The 18,512-nt window shown below is 63.9% G+C and carries 18 protein-coding genes; 11 read left to right on the forward strand and 7 right to left on the reverse strand.

What is annotated here, in order from left to right; genetic code table 11:
- Nucleotides 1-13 precede the first annotated feature (13 nt).
- Entirely contained in the window at nt 14-1,522 is a 1,509-nt protein-coding gene (locus ACPXCG_RS03805; RefSeq protein WP_425789215.1) for a glutamate--cysteine ligase, read from the forward strand.
- A gap of 39 nt (nt 1,523-1,561) precedes the next feature.
- Here ACPXCG_RS03805 and ACPXCG_RS03810 read toward each other — a convergent pair whose 3' ends face one another.
- The 4 genes from ACPXCG_RS03810 to ACPXCG_RS03825 form a co-directional block, all read right to left on the reverse strand.
- The gene (locus tag ACPXCG_RS03810) at nt 1,562-2,083 is read right to left on the reverse strand and encodes a DoxX family protein (RefSeq protein WP_425789217.1); all 522 of its coding nucleotides are present in this window, start codon (nt 2,081-2,083) and stop codon (nt 1,562-1,564) included.
- A 142-nt stretch (nt 2,084-2,225) separates the two neighbouring features.
- Nucleotides 2,226-3,128, reverse strand: a complete 903-nt coding sequence (locus ACPXCG_RS03815) for an NAD(P)-dependent oxidoreductase (protein WP_425789219.1) — start codon at nt 3,126-3,128, stop codon at nt 2,226-2,228.
- Nucleotides 3,121-3,567: a carboxymuconolactone decarboxylase family protein gene (locus ACPXCG_RS03820; protein ID WP_425789221.1), complete on the reverse strand. Its 447-nt coding sequence runs from the start codon at nt 3,565-3,567 to the stop codon at nt 3,121-3,123. Before ACPXCG_RS03820 ends, ACPXCG_RS03815 begins: the two co-directional genes overlap by 8 nt.
- Nucleotides 3,568-3,584: 17 nt before the next feature.
- Nucleotides 3,585-4,301, reverse strand: coding sequence for an enoyl-CoA hydratase/isomerase family protein (locus ACPXCG_RS03825; protein WP_425789223.1), 717 nt, complete (start codon nt 4,299-4,301; stop codon nt 3,585-3,587).
- Nucleotides 4,302-4,425: 124 nt separating this feature from the next.
- On the opposite strand from ACPXCG_RS03825, the gene ACPXCG_RS03830 reads away from it, so the two are divergent.
- The 4 genes from ACPXCG_RS03830 (at nt 4,426) to ACPXCG_RS03845 (ending at nt 9,715) form a co-directional block, all read left to right on the forward strand.
- Nucleotides 4,426-5,973 carry an AMP-binding protein gene (locus tag ACPXCG_RS03830; protein WP_425789225.1) on the forward strand — a complete coding sequence of 516 codons (1,548 nt, stop codon included), beginning with the start codon at nt 4,426-4,428 and terminating at the stop codon, nt 5,971-5,973.
- Between the two features lie 31 nt (nt 5,974-6,004).
- Nucleotides 6,005-7,186, forward strand: coding sequence for an amidohydrolase family protein (locus ACPXCG_RS03835; protein ID WP_425789227.1), 1,182 nt, complete (start codon nt 6,005-6,007; stop codon nt 7,184-7,186).
- Nucleotides 7,183-8,613 carry a FadD3 family acyl-CoA ligase gene (locus ACPXCG_RS03840; protein ID WP_425789229.1) on the forward strand — a complete coding sequence of 477 codons (1,431 nt, stop codon included), beginning with the start codon at nt 7,183-7,185 and terminating at the stop codon, nt 8,611-8,613. The genes ACPXCG_RS03835 and ACPXCG_RS03840 overlap by 4 nt, the downstream gene beginning before the upstream one ends.
- 463 nt (nt 8,614-9,076) lie before the next feature.
- Nucleotides 9,077-9,715 (forward strand): FMN-binding negative transcriptional regulator, encoded by a 639-nt coding sequence (locus tag ACPXCG_RS03845; protein ID WP_425790483.1) that lies wholly within the window; start codon nt 9,077-9,079, stop codon nt 9,713-9,715.
- A 63-nt stretch (nt 9,716-9,778) separates the two neighbouring features.
- Here ACPXCG_RS03845 and ACPXCG_RS03850 read toward each other — a convergent pair whose 3' ends face one another.
- The 3 genes from ACPXCG_RS03850 to ACPXCG_RS03860 all read right to left on the reverse strand — a co-directional run bounded on the left by ACPXCG_RS03850 (nt 9,779) and on the right by ACPXCG_RS03860 (nt 11,745).
- Entirely contained in the window at nt 9,779-10,009 is a 231-nt protein-coding gene (locus ACPXCG_RS03850) for a ferredoxin (RefSeq protein WP_425789231.1), read from the reverse strand.
- Between the two features lie 20 nt (nt 10,010-10,029).
- Nucleotides 10,030-10,866, reverse strand: coding sequence for a mycofactocin-coupled SDR family oxidoreductase (locus tag ACPXCG_RS03855; RefSeq protein ID WP_425789233.1), 837 nt, complete (start codon nt 10,864-10,866; stop codon nt 10,030-10,032).
- Between the two features lie 222 nt (nt 10,867-11,088).
- Complete coding sequence (locus ACPXCG_RS03860) at nt 11,089-11,745, reverse strand: TetR/AcrR family transcriptional regulator (protein ID WP_425789235.1); 657 nt, start codon at nt 11,743-11,745, stop codon at nt 11,089-11,091.
- Between the two features lie 74 nt (nt 11,746-11,819).
- Here ACPXCG_RS03860 and ACPXCG_RS03865 point away from each other — a divergent pair, with 74 nt between their 5' ends.
- The 6 genes from ACPXCG_RS03865 (at nt 11,820) to ACPXCG_RS03890 (ending at nt 18,509) form a co-directional block, all read left to right on the forward strand.
- Entirely contained in the window at nt 11,820-12,575 is a 756-nt protein-coding gene (locus tag ACPXCG_RS03865) for a carboxymuconolactone decarboxylase family protein (RefSeq protein WP_425789237.1), read from the forward strand.
- Nucleotides 12,576-12,656: 81 nt separating this feature from the next.
- A complete protein-coding gene (locus tag ACPXCG_RS03870; RefSeq protein ID WP_425789239.1) occupies nt 12,657-13,490 on the forward strand; it encodes a mycofactocin-coupled SDR family oxidoreductase in 834 nt (277 codons plus the stop codon).
- 34 nt (nt 13,491-13,524) lie between these two features.
- Nucleotides 13,525-14,997 (forward strand): aldehyde dehydrogenase family protein, encoded by a 1,473-nt coding sequence (locus tag ACPXCG_RS03875; RefSeq protein ID WP_425789241.1) that lies wholly within the window; start codon nt 13,525-13,527, stop codon nt 14,995-14,997.
- 122 nt (nt 14,998-15,119) lie between these two features.
- Nucleotides 15,120-16,400, forward strand: coding sequence for a cytochrome P450 (locus tag ACPXCG_RS03880; RefSeq protein ID WP_425789243.1), 1,281 nt, complete (start codon nt 15,120-15,122; stop codon nt 16,398-16,400).
- Between the two features lie 9 nt (nt 16,401-16,409).
- The gene (locus tag ACPXCG_RS03885) at nt 16,410-17,864 is read left to right on the forward strand and encodes an aldehyde dehydrogenase family protein (protein WP_425789245.1); all 1,455 of its coding nucleotides are present in this window, start codon (nt 16,410-16,412) and stop codon (nt 17,862-17,864) included.
- 75 nt (nt 17,865-17,939) lie between these two features.
- Nucleotides 17,940-18,509, forward strand: a complete 570-nt coding sequence (locus ACPXCG_RS03890) for a hypothetical protein (protein WP_425789247.1) — start codon at nt 17,940-17,942, stop codon at nt 18,507-18,509.
- Nucleotides 18,510-18,512: the final 3 nt, after the last annotated feature.

Here is an 18,512-nt window from a genome sequence, read left to right on the forward strand (position 1 = left end):
GCACCATTGAGCCATGGGAACCGACGTCTCGAAACGCGAGTTCACCGGCGAGGACCGCGTGCGGTTCCGCAGGCAGGTGAGTCGCGGTACCGAGGCGATCGCACGCATGCTGGCCGACGGCCTGTTCACCGATCACGGTCGCCCGCCGGAGCCGTTGCTGGGCATGGAGGTAGAACTCAATCTCGTCGACGACGACATGAATCCGGCGATGGCCAACGCCACGGTGCTCGACGCCATCGCCGACCCCGATTACCAAACCGAACTCGGTCAGTTCAACATCGAGATCAACGTCTCCCCGCGCCCCTTCGTCACCGACGACACCATCTCCCTCGAGCAGGCGCTGCGCACGTCGCTGAACCGCGCGGAGAATCGCGCCGCGCAGACCGACAATCATCTCGTGATGATCGGCATGCTCCCCACGCTCAACGCCGAACATTTTGCCCACCAATGGATTTCGGCCAATCCCCGGTACGACCTGCTCAACGAGCAGATCTTCAACGCCCGCGGCGAGGCAATCGAGATCGACATCAGCGGGATCCCGCTCGGCGACGGTCACCAGACCGATCGCCTGCACACCACCACCGACTCGATCCTTCCCGAGGCGGCCTGCACATCGTTGCAGCTGCATCTGCGGGTTGCCCCCGAAGACTTTGCCGCACATTGGAATGCGGCCCAGAGTATTTCCGGGGTACAGGTGGCGCTCGCCGGCAATTCACCGTTCCTGGCCGGCGCCGCGCTCTGGCACGAGAGCCGCATCCCGGTGTTCGAGCAGGCGACCGACACCCGGCCCCTGGAACTGAAGAATCAGGGGGTCCGGCCGCGGGTCTGGTTCGGCGAGCGATGGATCAACACCATCTTCGATCTCTTCGAGGAGAACACCCGGTACTTCCCGGCACTGCTCCCCGTCTCCACCGATGTCGATCCGCTGGCCGAACTCGACGAGGGAAAGACCCCGTCACTCGACGAGCTGCGCCTGCACAACGGCACCGTGTACCGCTGGAATCGGCCGGTGTACGACGTCGTGGACGGGCAGGCCCACCTGCGGGTGGAGAACCGCGTCCTGCCTGCCGGACCGACGGTCGTCGACACGATGGCCAACACGGCGTTCTACTACGGTCTGGTCCGCGGTCTCGTCGAGTCCGACCGCCCACTCTGGTCCCAGATGTCCTTCAACGCGGCCGCGGAAAACCTGCAGTCGGGCGCTCGCGCGGGCCTCGAGGCGCAGTTGTACTGGCCGAATGTGGGGTGGGTGCGGCCTGACGAACTCACTCTGCGACGGCTGCTCCCCCTCGCCGACGACGGCCTGCGTTCCTACGGCGTCTCGGCCAAGGCACGCTCCCGCTACCTGTCGGTCATCGAAGGCCGCTGCATCAACCGGCAGACCGGTTCGGCATGGCAACGGCGCGCGGTCCTCGCCCGCGAGGCCGCGGGCGAGGACCGCGACGCCGCCCTGCACGGCATGCTCGGCGACTACATCACGCTGATGCACGAGGGCGAACCCGTGCACACCTGGCCATCCTGAGCACCTACCCCGACGGGCGGGGAGCCGCCCGAGTGCCGGTCAGGCAGATGCCTTCGGAGGCCGATGGAAGGCGGCCAACTGTGCGGCGGCCGCACCGAGACCGAGGCCGGCGGCGACGGCGGCAGCGCGGTTGCCGGTGAGCTTGCTGTCGAGCCCGAGCGCGCGGTCAACGCTCCACTTACCCGGCCCGAGGGCGGCGAGTGCGATGGCGGCCACCGACAGATTGGCGACGTACTCCCATCCCTCGGAGGTGATGAAGAAGCCGTTGGGGAGATGAACCGAGCGAGCAGCAACGGCCATCGTTCCGACGACGGCCGATGCGGCCACCGGCGTACCGGCACCGGCGACAATGGCGGCGCCCGCCCCCACCTCGACCACGGCGGATGCCTGGGCCTGCAGTCTGGGTTGCTTGAACCCGATGGAGCCGAACCAGCCTGCCGTGCCGTCGAGGCTGCGCCCGTGCTTGACGCCATGGGCGATCATCGTTCCGCCGATGGCAGCGCGCATGAGCAGTTGGACGGCGGTGTTGTCGGGCGACGGTCTGGTGAACAGGCGGGTCATCTTCTCGTGCACCTCGTGGATTTCCGTAGGGATGTTTCGGTCTCCAGCAACATTGCCGCCTCGGCAGTTCCCGTGCAAGCCCACGAAATCACCGGGCAGGCAAGGTGATCTGACGACGGGCGCCCTCGGCCAGTGGATACGGTCAACGGAGTTCGATCCCCGCGGCCTGTTCGAGGACCCGGACGATCTCGGTCTGATCGGCACCCGGTCCGATCGCTTCGGTCGCCGATGCCCACGCCCGGCCGAGCGCTGACCCGATGTCGAGGTCCACACCGCAGTCGCGGGCGAGGTCGAGCGCGATGCCGACGTCCTTGTTCATCAACGACGCCGTGAACCCCGAGTCGAAACCGCGGCTCAGCACGAACGTCCCGAACTTGGCCTCCGTGGCCTGATTGCGACCGCTACCCGCGTTGAGCACCGACAGCAGCGTGGCGGGGTCGATGCCGAACTTGGCCCCGACGACGAGCACTTCGGCGGCCGCGAACAGCCCCACCGCCGACAGCAGGTTGTTGAGCGCCTTCGCGGCGTGGGCCGATCCGGTCGGACCCACATGAATGATCTCGCGGGCGGTTGCGGCCAGCAGAGGCCGCACGATGTCGACCGCGCCGTCGTCCCCGCCGACCATCACGGCCAGATCCGCGATGACTGCACGGGCCACTCCACCGCTGACCGGCGCGTCGACGACGGAGACATCCGCTGCCGCGGCCGCATCCCCGAGTGCTCGGGTGCGGGCCGGGACACTGGAACTCATGTCGACGATGATCGACCCCGGCGCGAGGCGGTGGAGCAGGCCGTTCTCGCCGAGGACCACCTCGTCGACGACATCACTCGTGGGCAGGGACAGGACCACCACGTCGCAGTCCGGGGGATCGCCCGGCTCCGCCAGGGCGGGGTGTCCGGCGAGAAATCGTTGAACCGCGGAGGGCGCCGCGTCGGCGACGACCAGCGGCTGTCCCGCCGCCACGAAGTTGGCTGCGATCGGCGCGCCCATGGCGCCGAGGCCGATCATGCCGACGCGCCGATCCGGAATCGGGATGTCAGCCATGGCTTTCCTCTCTGGATGCATCGTCGTCGTGGCGCTCTCCCAATTCGCGGATCAGGACTTCTTGCGCGACCCGCATCGCGGCGATGCCGGCCGGCACGCCGCAATACGCCGTGGCATGGATGATCGCCTCGACGATCTCGTCGCGGGTCAGGCCGTTGCCCAGACCTGCGCGCACGTGGACGGCCAGCTCCGCATGATGGTTGAGGGCGACCAGCATGCCGATCGTCATCAGGCTCCGGCTCCGCCGGTCGAGACCGGGGCGAGTCCAGACCGAGCCCCACACCGACTCCGTGACAAACCGCTGCAATGGTTCGCCGTCGGAACCGACGTTGCGGGCGAGCGATTCGGCCACGTAGTCGGCGCCGACCACCTCGGAGCGGACATCGAGGCCCGCCTCGTAGAGGGCACGATGCGCTGCTGCCACGGAGTCGATGTTCACCGACGGACCCTGCTCGATCATTTGGCCCGCTTGAGGACCCGGTCGGCCGCGGCCCAGTGCTCGTCGGCAACCCACAGGTGTGCGAACTCCTCGACGGCCTCACCGGGCTCGACACCCCGGATGACCTTCTTGATCGCGGTGGCGGGCGCCGTCGCCAGCGATTGCGCGACAGCTCGCCAGCCCTCGTCGAACCGCGACCGCTCGATGACCTGATCGACCAGGCCCACCCTCATCGCTTCCTGGGCGGACAATTTCCGTCCCGACCCGGCGAGCAACAGGGCCTGTGACGGACCGACCAGGGTGGTGAGCCGTTCCGCCCCTCCCCATGCCGGCATGATCGCCAGACTCGACTGATTGAAGCCGATCGTGATGTCGTCGGCCGCGAGCCGGATGTCCGCGGCCACCGCGACCTCGGCACCACCACCGAGAGCGTGCCCGTTCAGTGCGGCCACCACCGGTCCCGGGAAAGCGCTGATGCGATCGCAGATCCGCCGCATCCGCCAGGCCATCGCCCTGGCCTCGTCCAGCGTCCGGAGCTTCGCGAGTTCTTTGAGGTCGCCGCCGGACACGAAGACCCGGTCGCCGCCGCCGGTGATCGCGAGCGCCCGCGCACCGGCCGCCGCGTCGATCGCCTCGTCGAGCTCGTCCATCGTCGACAGGGCTATCGCGTTCCGCGCCTCGGGCCGATCGATCGTGATCACGGCCAGCCCCTCGACCGTCTCCAACTTCACCATAACCGCTCGCTCTCCGGAAGTGAGATTGCTATTCTCGTTCAGAGAGAACATTATCACCATCGAATCCGGGGTCGACGGCAGATCTGCCGGAGACAGCGGCCCCGGCCGAGCGCATGGGGGCTTCATGACCAGGCAGGTACCGACCGAGCTCGCCGAGAAGTACGTCGCCAACGGATGGTGGACGGACGAGACCCTCGGCGATCTGCTCAGCGACGGACTGGCCGCATCCCCCGATGCCCGCTTCCTGGTGCACTCGGCGACCCGCCCCTGGTCGGGAACCTTTCGCGACGTCGAGCTCGTCGCGCGACGGCTGGCGTCCGGATTGCGCAGGCGGGGCGTGGGACCCGGCGATGTCGTCGCGTTCCAGCTGCCGAACTCCATGGAGGCGGCCGCGGTGTTCTGGGCGTCGGCCTTCCTCGGCGCGGCGGTCGTGCCGATCGTGCATTTCTATGGGCGCAAAGAGGTTTCCTACATTCTCGGCGAGGTGACACCGAAGGTCTTCGTCACCCCCGAGAGTTTCGGTCGGATCTCCTATGACCTGTCCGTCTGCGCCGACGTCCCGATCGTCGGGGTGATCGACAAGGACTTCACCGACCTCCTCGACGACGAACCGATGGCCGACGTCCTTGCAGTGGATCCGTCGACCTGCGCACTCATCGCGTTCACCTCCGGGACCACCACCAACCCCAAAGGGGTTCTACACAGCCACCATTCGCTGGTACACGAGACCCGACAGCTCTCCGCGATGTACCCCGACGACCGCGGCAGGCAGCTCACCGCCGCACCGGTCGGGCATTTCATCGGGATGATCAACGCCTTCCTCATCCCAGTCCTCGACGGTACGGACGTCAATCTCACCGACGTCTGGGAACCCGGCGAGGCGTTGCGCCTGATGCGGGCCGAGAACGTCACGGTGGGCGGCGGCGCGACCTATTACATGACGAGCCTGATCGACCACCCCGACTTCACCGAAGCCGATGTCCCCCACATGAAGTACGCCGGCCTGGGCGGATCGTCGGTACCGGCGGCGATCACCACCCGGCTGGCTGCCCTCGGCATCACGGTGTTCCGTTCCTACGGCAGCACCGAGCACCCGTCGATCACCGGTTCACACCCCAGCGCCGCGGAGGACAAACGTCTCTACACCGACGGTCGGCCACTACCCGGGGTCGAGATCCGGCTCGGCGAGGACGGCGAGATCCTCAGCCGCGGACCGGATCTCTGCATGGGATATACCGATGCGGACCTCACCGCGCGAATGCTCGACGACGACGGCTGGTACCACACCGGCGACATCGGCGTCCTCGACGAGGACGGCTATCTCAGCATCACCGACCGGAAGTCAGACATCATCATCCGCGGCGGCGAGAACATCAGCGCCCTTGAGGTCGAGGATGCCCTTCTCGGGATGGACGCGGTGGCCGACGCCGTCGTCGTCGCGGTTCCCGACGATCGGCTCGGTGAACGCGCTGCCGCCGTCCTGCGAGTCCATCCCGATCGGGGCTCCCCCACCATCGAGGATCTCCGCGCACACCTGACCGCGGTCGGTCTGGCCAAGCAGAAATGGCCCGAAGAGGTCCACGTGGTCGACGACTTCCCCCGCACCGCGAGCGGCAAGGTCCAGAAATTCCGAATCCGCACCGCATTGCACGATGCACGTTCAGGAGAATAGTATTCTCGAAAGTAGCAAAGGAGAGTTTCACATGTCACCGAGCCAGCTGCCTTACCCGCTGTTCGACGCGGACAACCACCTGTACGAGACCAAGGAGGCGCTCACCAAGTTCCTGCCAGACAAGTACAAGAAGGCCATCCAGTACGTCGATGTCGAGGGCCGCACCAAGATCGCCATCCGTGGCCAGATCAGCGAGTACATCCCCAACCCGACCTTCGACGTGGTCGCGCGGCCGGGTGCCATGGAGGACTACTTCAAGAACGGCAATCCTGAGGGAAAGAGCAAGCGCGAGATCTTCGGCAAGCCGATCAAGGCGATCCCCGCCTTTCGTGAGCCGGCACCACGTCTCGAGCTGATGGACGAACTCAAGATCGACCGCACCCTGATGTTCCCGACACTCGCGAGCCTCGTCGAGGAGCGCATGCGCGACAACCCGGAACTGATCCACGCGGTGGTCCATTCGCTCAACCAGTGGCTGTACGAGACCTGGTCGTTCAACTACAAGGAACGCATCTTCACTGTCCCGGTGATCAGCCTCCCGATTGTCGACAAGGCGATCGAGGAGCTCGAATGGTGCGTGGAGCGTGGCGCGAAGGCAATCCTGGTCCGCCCGGCTCCGGTGCCTGGCTTCAAGGGGCTGCGGTCGTTCGCACTGCCGGAGTTCGACCCGTTCTGGAAGCGTGTCGTCGAACTCGACGTGCTCGTCACCCAGCACTCGTCTGACAGTGGGTACGCCCGCTACAACCAGGACTGGGAGGGCAGCGGCGAGGAGATGCTCCCCTTCGTCACGAATGCCTTCCGCATGGTCAGCGAATGGCGACCGATCCAGGACGCCGTGTCCTCCTGGGTGTGCCACGGCGCGTTGCTGCGCTTCCCGGAGCTGCGGATCGCCGTGATCGAGAACGGTGCCAGCTGGCTCCCGCACGTGCTGCAGACGCTGACCGACGTCTACAAGAAGGCTCCTGAAGGCTTCGGCATGCAGGACCCGGTGGCCGCGATCAAGAAGAGCATTCACGTCAGCCCGTTCTGGGAAGAGGACTTCAGCAAGCTCACTTCGCTGATCGGCGCCGAGCGCGTGCTGTTCGGATCGGACTATCCGCATCCCGAAGGCCTCGCCGAGCCCACGACATACATCAGCCACATCGAGCACCTCCCGTTCGAGGACCAGAAGCTTGTGATGGGCGGCAACATGGCGCGACTCCTGAAGGTATGACCTGGAAGACCATCCCCGAGATGGTCCTGTCGTCGGCCGACCGCTTCGGCGATGCCGAAGCGGTCGTCGACGGTTCCCTCCGCCTCACCTTCCGTGATGTGGTACACCGAATCCGCTGCGCGGCAGGCTCATTCGCCGACATAGGAATCCGTAAGGGTGACCGGGTCGCGATCTGGGCCCCCAACTCGGCCGAGTGGATCATCGCCGTCTTCGGGCTCCTGACGGCGGGCGGGACATTGGTGCCCGTCAACACCCGCTACAAGCGGGACGAGGCCGCCGACATCATCGTGCGCAGCGGCGCGAAGGCCGTTTTGGTCCAGAAAGATTTCCTGGGACTCGACTTCGGGGTGCCGGCCGACGTGGCGGTCATCGACATCAAGGGCGGCTTCCTTTCCGGCGGAGATCCTTTCGAGGCACCGGTCGGACCGTCAGACATCGCCGACATCATGTACACCTCGGGCACCACCGGGCGCCCCAAGGGCGTCATGATGAATCACGAGCAGGTACTGCGACTGTTCGCAGAGTGGTGCGACCTGGCCGATCTCCGCGAAGGTGACCGGTATCTGATCGTCAATCCGTTCTTCCACATGTTCGGTTACAAGGCGGGAATCGTCGCCTCGTTCATCCGTGGCGCAACGATCCACCCCGTGCCCGTCCTCGACGTCGGGCAGGTCCTCGATCTGATCGAGACCGAGAAGATCACCATGCTCCCGGGCCCGCCGACCCTGTATCAGTCCTTGCTCTCCGCGAACGACGGTTCACGCGATCTCTCGTCGTTACGCGCCGCGGTGACCGGATCCGCCGACATACCGGTCGATCTCATCCGCCGCATCCGGAACGAGCTGCCGTTCGAGACGATCATGACCGGATACGGACTCACCGAGGCCGGCACCGTGACGGCATCCAGATCCGGCGACACATTCGATCAGATCGCCACCACCGTCGGAATCCCCTGCGCCGACATCGACATCCGCATCGCCGACGACGGTGAGGTCCTCATCCGCGGCTACAACGTGATGCAAGGCTATCTCGACGACCCGGAGGCGACCTCCGCCGCGATCGATGACGACGGGTGGCTACACACCGGCGATCTCGGCGAGATCGTCGAGGGCGGTCGGCTGCGCATCGTCGGCCGCAAGAAGGACATGTTCATCGTCGGGGGCTTCAACGCCTATCCTGCCGAGATCGAGAGCTATCTGCTCGAGCACCCCGCGGTCGACCAGGCCGCGGTGATCGGGGTCCCCGACGAGCGCCTCGGCCAGGTGGGCAAGGCCTTCGTGGTGACCCGTGAGGTGATCACCGAAGATGAACTGATCGCATGGAGTCGCGAACGGATGGCCGGATTCAAGGCGCCGCGATCGATCACCTTTCTCGATCAGCTGCCGACCAACGCCACCGGAAAGGTGATGAAGAGCGAGCTCCGCTGATCGGAGATCACCTCCTCGCGGAAGGTGGTCTCGATACACCACTCACTCCGTTCGCGGCTACTCGACCGGCGAGACCACCCCCACCCGCAAGGTCCCCCACCCGCTGATCGAGTAGGCACCGAGCCGCCAGGCGAGATCTCTCCCACCCGCTGATCGAGTAGGCACCGAGCCGCCAGGCGAGGCGCCGTATCGAGATCACCCACACAGCGACTCGACCACCAGCGTCACATCGGCCCCTCACAGGATCGTCACCGGCACAACAGATGTCGATCCACCAAATGATGACGACGCTCGGTGCGACGCTGACGCTCCGTACGGCGAACCACTCGTCACGCGGTCACGGTCGACCCGACTGAGGGCACATTCCGGCCGTTGACCTCATCCGTGGTGACCACATTGCTACCGTGGCGTGGATTCACCAGTACCAAGTGCGAATCCTCTCAGATGAATGGAGCCGACGGCAATGTACATCCCGCGCAAATTCGAACTGTCCGACGAGGCGATCGCGTCTGCTCTCGGGAGCGCCGGGATGGCACACCTGATCACGCCTGGTGAAGACGGACTCGCGATCACTCCGATGCCGATGATCTACGACCCCGACCGCAATGTACTCGTCGCGCACATGGCCCGCGCCAACCCGCACTGGCGGCTCACTCTGCAGTCTGCAGCCGAGTCGGTCGCGATCTTCACCGGCATCGATGGATACATCTCACCGTCGCTTTATGCGACCAAAGCCGAGACCGGCAAGGTGGTCCCGACGTGGAATTACGAGACCATCAACGTCTACGGCGCCCTTCGCGTCCACGACGACCCCGACTGGCTGCTCGACCATGTGTCGGCCCTCAGCAACCGTCACGAGCAGAGTCGTGATATGCCATGGGCCGTCACCGACGCACCCGCTGACTTCATCGCCGGCCAACTCAAAGCAATCGTGGGTCTGGAACTCACCATCACCCGGTGGGAGGGCAAGGCCAAGATGTCGCAGAACCAGCCCGAATGCAACCAGGCCAGCGTTGTCGATGGGCTCGCACACTCCAGTAACATCTCTGACCGTCAACTTGCTGACGCAGTGAGTACTTACACTGCAGGACAGTCAGTCTGAACGCCAGGGTCTGGTAGTCGACGGGGGCGACCATGCCGATGGCGCCGCACCGTTTGGTAGTGATCAGCTGAGCGTGATCGCCTGTCGCGGACAGGCACTCACCGCCGCCTCGACAATGCCGCGCGCATCTTCCGGCGGGTGTGGCTCCCACACCGCGACGTCGTCATCACCGACCTCGAAGACCTCGGGCGCGAGCATAGCGCACAACCCATGACCCTCACACAGCGATGTATCCACCTCGACCAGCGGCCCGGTAACCACGTCACCGCCATCGGGACCGTGTTCATTCTCCATCGACGACCTCCGAGATACGACTACTTGAGCAGACTGCCGGCGTCCACGGCCAGTGCAAGGCCGGTGACAAAACGCGCTTCATCGGACGCGAGGAACAACACCGCGTTGCTGATGTCACGGGGCTCGACCCATCCCGTCGGCAGCACATGCATCATCTGCGCGACCACCTTGAGGTCCTCCGGGCCCGGGTTCTCCAGATCCGGTCGGAACATCTTCATGGTCCCCTCGTTCATGAACATGGGGGTGTTGACGTTCGTCGGAAGGACCGAGTTCACTCGAATCGACTGTTCCCCCAGTTCGACTGCGAAACTCCGCATCAGTCCGATGACCCCGTGCTTTGCCGCAATATAGTGTCCGGTGTTGGGGTATGCCTTGGCGCCACCGACCGAACTCGTCAAGACCACCGAACCGCCGCTGGCCGCCTGCAGGTGAGGAACTGCCGCTTTCACGGACTTCCACACACCGGACAGATTCACGTCGATCATGTCCTGCCAGTCAGTCTCGCTCGTCTTGTCGAGCGTCTCACCGCCGTTGCCGATCCCCGCGTTCGCCACGACCACATCAAGGCGGCCCAGTTGTTCCACGCCGTCGTCGACTGCCGCCTTCAGAGCATCATAATTGCGCACATCGACCTCGGAGGCGATGATCCGGCGATTCTGTCCTTTGACCAGTTCGACCGTCTCGGCGAGATCCTCAGGAGTCGACGGCGCGATTGATGTGTCACGGGTTACCGGACCACAGATGTCGACCGCGATGATGTCGGCGCCCTCTTCAGCCAACCGGACCGCGTGACTGCGACCCTGCCCCCGAGCGGCACCCGTGACAAGGGCGACCTTGCCTTCCATACGACCAGCCATTGAATTACCAACCTTCTTCGAAAGACCAAGTGAATAGTGGAGTTTCGCCCGCCATCGGGCCGCCGCGTCCGGATCAGATACCGGATACTCGAGACGAAGTGTTGCACGAGTCACAGTGAGATGTCAATGAAATTGACGACGAAAGCATCGCGCCCCGAAGCTATTCCACCATGGGAAAATTGAACCTGCTTGCACTGTAAGGCAATTGAGAAATTCGCACGGTCACCGTTGTCCGATCGTCTCGCCCGACCACGCCTCCAGGGCGGCCGTGGTCTCACGCGACGGTTCGAGGGTGAGCATGCCCACGAGGCTGTCGAGAAGCTGACTCACATGCACACCGTAAGGTGGCACCGCTTCGCCGAGTTCCGTTGAACGTCGGCGGTCGGTACAGATGTGCAGGCACGCAGCGGTCGCCTGTTTGATGCGAAGCTCGCGCAATTCCACGGGCACGGACTCCAGCAGAGCGCCGACCCGGTCGTAGTACGCCTGCTCTGTCAAACGATTCGAAGCAGGCAGGTCATGAAGGGGATGCGACTTGCGTTGGAGCTGCTCGACGAACTCGAGGTAGTAGCAAGTGTCGTCCTCGCCGAGCTCGATGAGCGGAAGGTGCTGCGCCTCGACCACGGCGCGGACGTCCTGGAGATCTGCCCGCGCGTACAGCAGTCCGCGCCGACGGTCTAGGTCGTCCACGCGATTGGCCAGTACCGCCGTCACCAGCGCATCTTTGGACCCGAAGTGGTACTGGACAGCGGACTTGTTCGCGGTTCCGGCCTCGATTGCGATCTGCCGCAACGGAACTCCATCGAGACCGTGGAGCGCATAGAGCCGCTCAGCGGTCAATATCAGTCGCTCTTTGGCGGATCGCACTTCCGTCTGCATAAACCTAATCAAACCATAGACAATTTAGGTCTGACGCCTTAATATTCAGTCAATATAGCTGAGAGGTAGGTCACATGTCACAGTCGCGGGCGAGTTATGCCACTATCGGAGATGGCGAAGCGCAAGCTCCCAAAACCCCTTTTGAACAGGCGCAACAAGGCTGGCTCCACGATCAGGTGTGGTCCCGACCCGGTTTGGGCCGGCGCGAGCGCCGCTGGGTGACGCTGACGTGCGTCGGGGCCGCTGATGCCCATAAACCGATCGACGATCAAGTTGAGGATGCCCTCCTCAGCGGCGATATGACCATCGACGAGATGTTGGAATTCGTACTTCACTTCGCTGTGTACAACGGATGGCCCAAGGCCTCTCATCTCGAAGGCGTGATCCGTCGCGCATGGGCGAGAATCGACCGCGCGAACGGCGGAACAGGCGCGGTGGTCCCACCCGACAACGCGAGTCTGGGGTTGAATGACTGGAACTCGAGAATCGAAGATGGCACAAGGGAATTCGTCGAAGTCAACTTGATCGAACCACCGCGCCCGGAAACGCCCTACATCCATGCGGGCATCCTGAATTTCGTCTTCGGCCATGTCTGGCAGCGCCCGACGCTCAGTCGACGCGACCGCAGATTCATCACCGTCGCCTCGGTGGCGGTCTGCGATTCGCTGACGCCGTTGCATTCGCACACGGGCTCGGCACTCGAGTCCGGCGACATCACCAAACCCGAGATGGATGAGGTGGTTCTGCAGCTCGCTGCCTATTCCGGATTCGCGAAGGCCGAAGCCCTCCACGGCGCAAGCGAAGAGGCGTGGGCCCGATTGCACCCGTGATCCCCTCGCTCCACCGGTTCGTCGTAATACATCTGCGGTCCGCCGCGGGCGGAAAGTAATAGAGAGATGGGAATACGCAACATGTCAGGACTCGAAGGCCGCGTGGCTTTCATCACCGGCGCTGGGCGAGGCCAAGGTCGCGCGCACGCAATCCGGCTAGCGCGTGAAGGTGCAGACATCATCGCCGTCGACATCTGCGAGAACGTCGCGTCGATGACCTATCCGAACGCCTCTCAGGAAGATCTCGACGAGACTGCTCGCCTTGTCGAAAAGGAGGGGCGCCGAGCCGTGGCTCGAAAGGCGGATGTGCGGGATTTTGCCGGACTGTCAGCCGCTTTCCAGGAGGGATACGACGAGTTCGGCCGAGTCGACATCATCCTGGCGAACGCCGGGATCATCAAGATGGGTCCGGAGGACCCGAACAACTTCCTCGCGGAGTGGAACGATGTCATCGACACGAACCTGACCGGCGTGTTCCACACCATTCGGGCGGCGCTGCCTGCACTGCGCGAGGCAGAGCGTGGCGGATCGATTGTGATCACCAGTTCCTCGGCGGGAATCAAGGCCTCCGCCTCCATCAATGCAAGCGGGAACGCTTATGCCTCCGCCAAGCGCGGAGTTGTCGCCCTGATGCAGGGACTTGCCAATTACCTTGCGCCAGAGTGGATCAGAGTGAACACGATTCACCCAACGGGCGTGGCGAGTGGAATGACCATCAATGAGGCGATGCAGAAGCTGATGGCCGAGGCGGCCAAGGGCGGAGCAAACACCATCTCCGGGATGCAGAATGCGTTGCCGATCCAGATGCTCGAAGCCGAGGACGTGGCCAACGCCGTCGCCTATCTCGTCTCCGACGAGGCCAAGTTCATCACCGGCACCCAATGGGCGCTCGACGCCGGGTTCACCGTGCGATGAGTCTCGTCATGGTTCTACACCTGGGAGGACGTTCATGACCGCCGTGATCGGCCCCGACAACGCCGATGTGCTGCCCACCGAGCTCCTCATCGGTGGTGATTGGGTGACCGGATCGTCGGCCGTCACATATGACCACATCTACCCGGCCACGGGAGAGCCCAACGCGAAGATCACCCTCGCCGGACCCGACGAGGTCGACCAAGCGGTGGCCAGTGCCCGAGAGGCCCAGCGTGAATGGATGTCCCTGCCGATCGGGCGGCGGCGTGACATCATGTTCGACCTGGCCGACGCGGTGCACGACAACATAGACACACTCGGTCGGCTGAGCATCCACGATTTCGCCGTACCGATTCGCACCGCTCCCGGACACGCCATGCTCGCCGAGAGCTTCATCCGCTATTACGCGGGGCACGTCGACAAGGCGCACGGACAGAACTCCGAGGTCTCGGGTAAGCACGATCTCAACATCGTCGACAGAGAACCGTATGGTGTGGTCGGAGTGATCGCCCCGTGGAACGGGCCGATGGTTGTCGTCGGGCTGAATGTCGCGCCGGCATTGGCTGCGGGCAACGCCGTCATCCTCAAGCCGTCGGAGTTGTCCCCTTTCAGCGCCCTCCGATTCGGCGAGATCTGCGTGGCGGCCGGCTTACCACCCGGCCTGGTCAACGTACTGCCCTCGGACGCCACCGGCGGCCGTTCGCTCGCGGCTCACCCTGGTCTCGGGAAGATCCACTTCACCGGCGGTGGTGTGACTGCACGGCAGGTGTTGACCACGGCCGCAGCAAACCTGACCCCGGTGGCAACCGAACTCGGCGGCAAGTCCGCCAATATCATCTTTGCCGATGCCGATTTGGACCAAGCCGCAATTCTCTCCGCATGGCAAGGACCCCTTGGGCAATCGGGGCAGAGCTGCGCGTGTGCGAGTCGGATCTTCGTGCAGGACGAGGTGTATGACGAGTTCATGCAGCGGTTCCTGGCGGTCCTGGCGGCGGCCAAGATCGGCGATCCGTTCGATCCGGAGGTCATGCTGGGGCCGGTGGTCAGCGAGCCGGCGATGAATCGCATCCTGGGTCTCATCGACAACGCCGTCCAAGGCAAGCACGGGACGCTCGCAACGGGCGGACAGCGAGTCGGCGGCGAGTGCGGCGACGGATACTACATTCAGCCCACAGTGTTCACCGACGTCGACAATCGATCTCCACTCGCGACCACCGAGATCTTCGGGCCCGTGGTCTCCGTCACCCGATTCCGTGACGAATCGGAGGCCATCGCGCTGGCCAACGACAGCGACTACGGTCTCAACGCCTACGTCCAGACGATGAATCTACCTCGCGCACATCGTGTTTCCCGTGCCCTTCAGTCCGGTTCGGTGTGGATCAACCGCAACAGTGACATTTCCCCGCAGGGGCCGTACGGAGGTTTCAAGCAGAGCGGTAGCGGCAGGGCCGGAGGCATCGAAGGCCTTCAGGAATTTCAACAGATCAAGAACACCAGGATCGGGCTCTGACGCGACAGCACCAGTCCGTGCGTCTTCACCGGTCTGAGTTGGCGCAGCCTGACGCCGTACCGCACTTGAGTCCGAACCAGTACAAGTCACCCGATTCTCGACCCTCGAAAGGTCTATGAACGATGTCCAATCCCACCATGGTCGACTACTTCTCCGACGCCACAGTGTCCCAGGATCCCTATGAATACTGGGACCATCTACGCAGCATAGGGCCCGTGACGCAGGAGCCTCACCACAACGTCATCGCTGTCACCGGCTATGAGGAAGCTCAACAGGCATTCAAGGACACCGAATCGTTCTCGGCCGTGAACGCCATCGGGGGGCCATTCCCGCCACTGCCCTTCGAGCCCGTGGGCGATGACATCACCGACCTCATCGAGTCGCACCGCCACGAGTTCCCCATTTTCGAACACATGGTCACCATGGACCCACCCGACCATCAGAAGGCTCGGTCGCTCCTCTTACGCCTGTTGACGCCACGAAGGCTGCAAGAGAACGAGGAGTTCGTGTGGGCACTTGCCGACCAGCAGATCGACGAGTTCATTGCACGCGGGCGTTGTGAGTTCCTCGGGGACTACGGAAAACCGTTCGCCACGCTCGCCATCGCCGATCTCCTCGGTGTGCCGGAAGGTGATCGGGACGAGGTCCGTCGAAATCTGGGCGCGGGTAACGCGCCGGGTAGCCGCGTCGGGGCCCTCGATCACGAACCTGTCGGCAGCAACCCTCTGCAGTACCTCGACGATCTCTTCTCCGGGTACATCACGGACCGGCGCGAACATCCTCGCGGCGATGTACTCGGCGGGCTTGCTTCGGCGACCTACCCGGACGGTTCGGTCCCGCCCGTGATCGAGGTCGCACGACCTGCCACCTTCCTGTTCGCCGCCGGTCAGGAAACGGTGACCAAACTGCTCAGCTCCGCGCTCCTCGTCCTCTGCGAGAGGCCCGACCTCCAGGAAGAACTTCGAGCGGACCGTAAGCTGATCGTCCCGTTCATCGAGGAATCGCTGCGCATGGAAAGTCCTACAAAGGTCGACTTCCGACTCACGCGTAAGTCCACCACGCTCGGTGATGTCGATATTCCGGCCGGAACCATCCTCATGCTCTGCCTCGGGGCCGCCAATCGCGACCCGCGAAAATTCGAGAATCCCAACGAGTTTCGGATCGATCGCACGAATGTTCGCGAGCACATCACCTTCGGTCGAGGGATTCACACCTGCGCCGGCGCTCCGCTGGCGAGGGTCGAGGGACGGGTGACGATCAACCGGCTACTCGACCGGATGGCCAACATCAGGCTCGACGAATCCGTTCACGGGCCTGCCGGCGACCGCAACTTCACCTACGAGCCCACGTTCTTGCTGCGCGGACTCACCGATCTGCACATCGAGTTCGACGAGACGAAGTGAGCTGAGACAATGACTGTGGACAACATCCTGGACGAGCTGCGTAATCGGCCGGGCAACGGGGATACCATTCCGATCATCAATCCCGTCACCGAGGAGCCGATCGCCGAGTTCGCCGACGGCGGCCTACAAGCGGTGGATGAGGCAGTATCCCGTGCGCGTAAGTCCTTCGAATCCGGCTCGTGGAGTGGACTCCCCGGTAGCGAACGAGCGAAGATCATGTGGCGGATCGCTGATCGCATCGATGAGCGAGCCGACGAGCTGGCCGCACTGGATTCATTGAACACCGGCATGAACTACGACCAGGCGCGATCGATCATGGGTACCAGTGCGGAGATCTTCCGCTACTACGGTGGCTGGTGCACCAAGCTCAACGGCATCGCCCACGACGTTCAGCAGACCGGCGGGATCACCGGCGCATACTCGAACATGCACGCGTACACACTCAAGGAGCCCTACGGTGTCGTCGGTCTGATCTTCCCGTGGAACGGGCCGGTGTTCAACGCCGCCGCCAAGCTTGGACCCGCTCTGGCCGCCGGCTGCAGCATGATCGCGAAGCCTGCCGAGGAGACACCGCTGTCAGCGATCCTGCTGGAGCAGATCATCGCCGAAGCCGGTGTGCCCGATGATGTGGTGAACCTGGTGACCGGCTATGGCCACACCTCGGGCAAGGCGCTGGCCGAGCATCCGGATGTGGAAAAGGTCGCTTTCACCGGTTCGACGGAGGTGGGCAAGCAGATCCTCACCGCGGCGTCGGGGAACCTCAAGCGGGTCATGCTCGAGCTTGGCGGCAAGTCGCCGGTTCTGATCTATGACGATGCCGATTTGGAGGCGGCGATCACGATGGCCGCGATGGGAATCTTCATCCACTCCGGCCAGGGATGCATCTGCGGCTCGCGAATCTTTGTGCAGCGCGGGGTGTACGAACAGGTGGTCGAGGGTATCTCGATGGTTGCCAACGGGGTCAAGCTCGGCGGCCCCGACGAGGAGGGCACGCTCATCGGGCCGCTGATCAGTGAGAAACAGTTGAACCGGGTGATGGGGTTCGTCGACGAAGGCAAGCGCAACGGCGTCGAAGTCGTCACCGGCGGCGAACGACTCGACCGGCGGGGGTACTTCGTACACCCCACGGTCGTGACCGACGTCGATCCGTCGATGAGCCTCTACCAACAAGAGATCTTCGGGCCCGTAGTGGCCATCATGCCTTTCGATGATGACGACGAAGTCGTCGCCCTTGCCAACAACTCCGATTACGGGCTTGCTGCGACGGCATGGACCAAGGACATCGCGCGCGCCCACCGCTTGGCCAAACGCCTTCATGCCGGAACTGTCACGCTCAACTGTCAGATGGTGTTCGACCATTCCATGCCCTTCGGTGGCTACAAGCAATCGGGTTGGGGGCACGAGTGGGGTCGAGAGGGTGTCGAAAGCTACCTACAGACCAAGACCGTGTATACGCAACTCTGAGAATCGTGCGCCGCCGCTCAAGCGGCGGCAGATGCGACAGAAAGCCTTCCGTCAGGCGAGTAAAAGGACACTCCGATGACACTTCTCACCCAGGATCACATGGAACCATGCGTGATGGGAGCGCGCGAAGTCACCCGCGCGCGAGCCACTGCGCGGCGGCGCCACACGCGACACCGCCTGGCAGTGATCGCCACAACCCCATCAGAGGTCGTCGAGTTCTGTGGCGGATGGCTGTTCGACCAGTCGATGGCCGGTTGGGACGTCAGCGTCCACGTCCTCGATGGCGGCAGTACGACGGTGCCACTGGAGATACTGGGAACGCGCGCATTCGACCTGCGACATTCGTTGGCCCGCCGGACTTCCGCGCACTGGCCGCAGTCACTGGCGATTTCGGCCGATCTGTGTCACGCCGACGAGAGGATCCGATTGGGGGCCGCGGCCGCGATCCGCTCTCGCCGAGCACACGTCTGGCTCTGGGGCAACGAGTGCCCGGCAGATCTCGAGATCGGATCGAAACCGGCAGAACACCGAGTCAGCAATGCCGCGCTCGCATTCAAACGTCGAGCATGGCGGGCGGCCGGTATGTCCGAGGGACTCGTAGGAACAGTTGAGCATTTCAGGTTCACAGAGGCCTTGCCGGAGTGATGT

Origin of the sequence: Gordonia sp. DT218, from assembly GCF_049847105.1 — a bacterium.
Lineage (GTDB): Bacteria > Actinomycetota > Actinomycetes > Mycobacteriales > Mycobacteriaceae > Gordonia.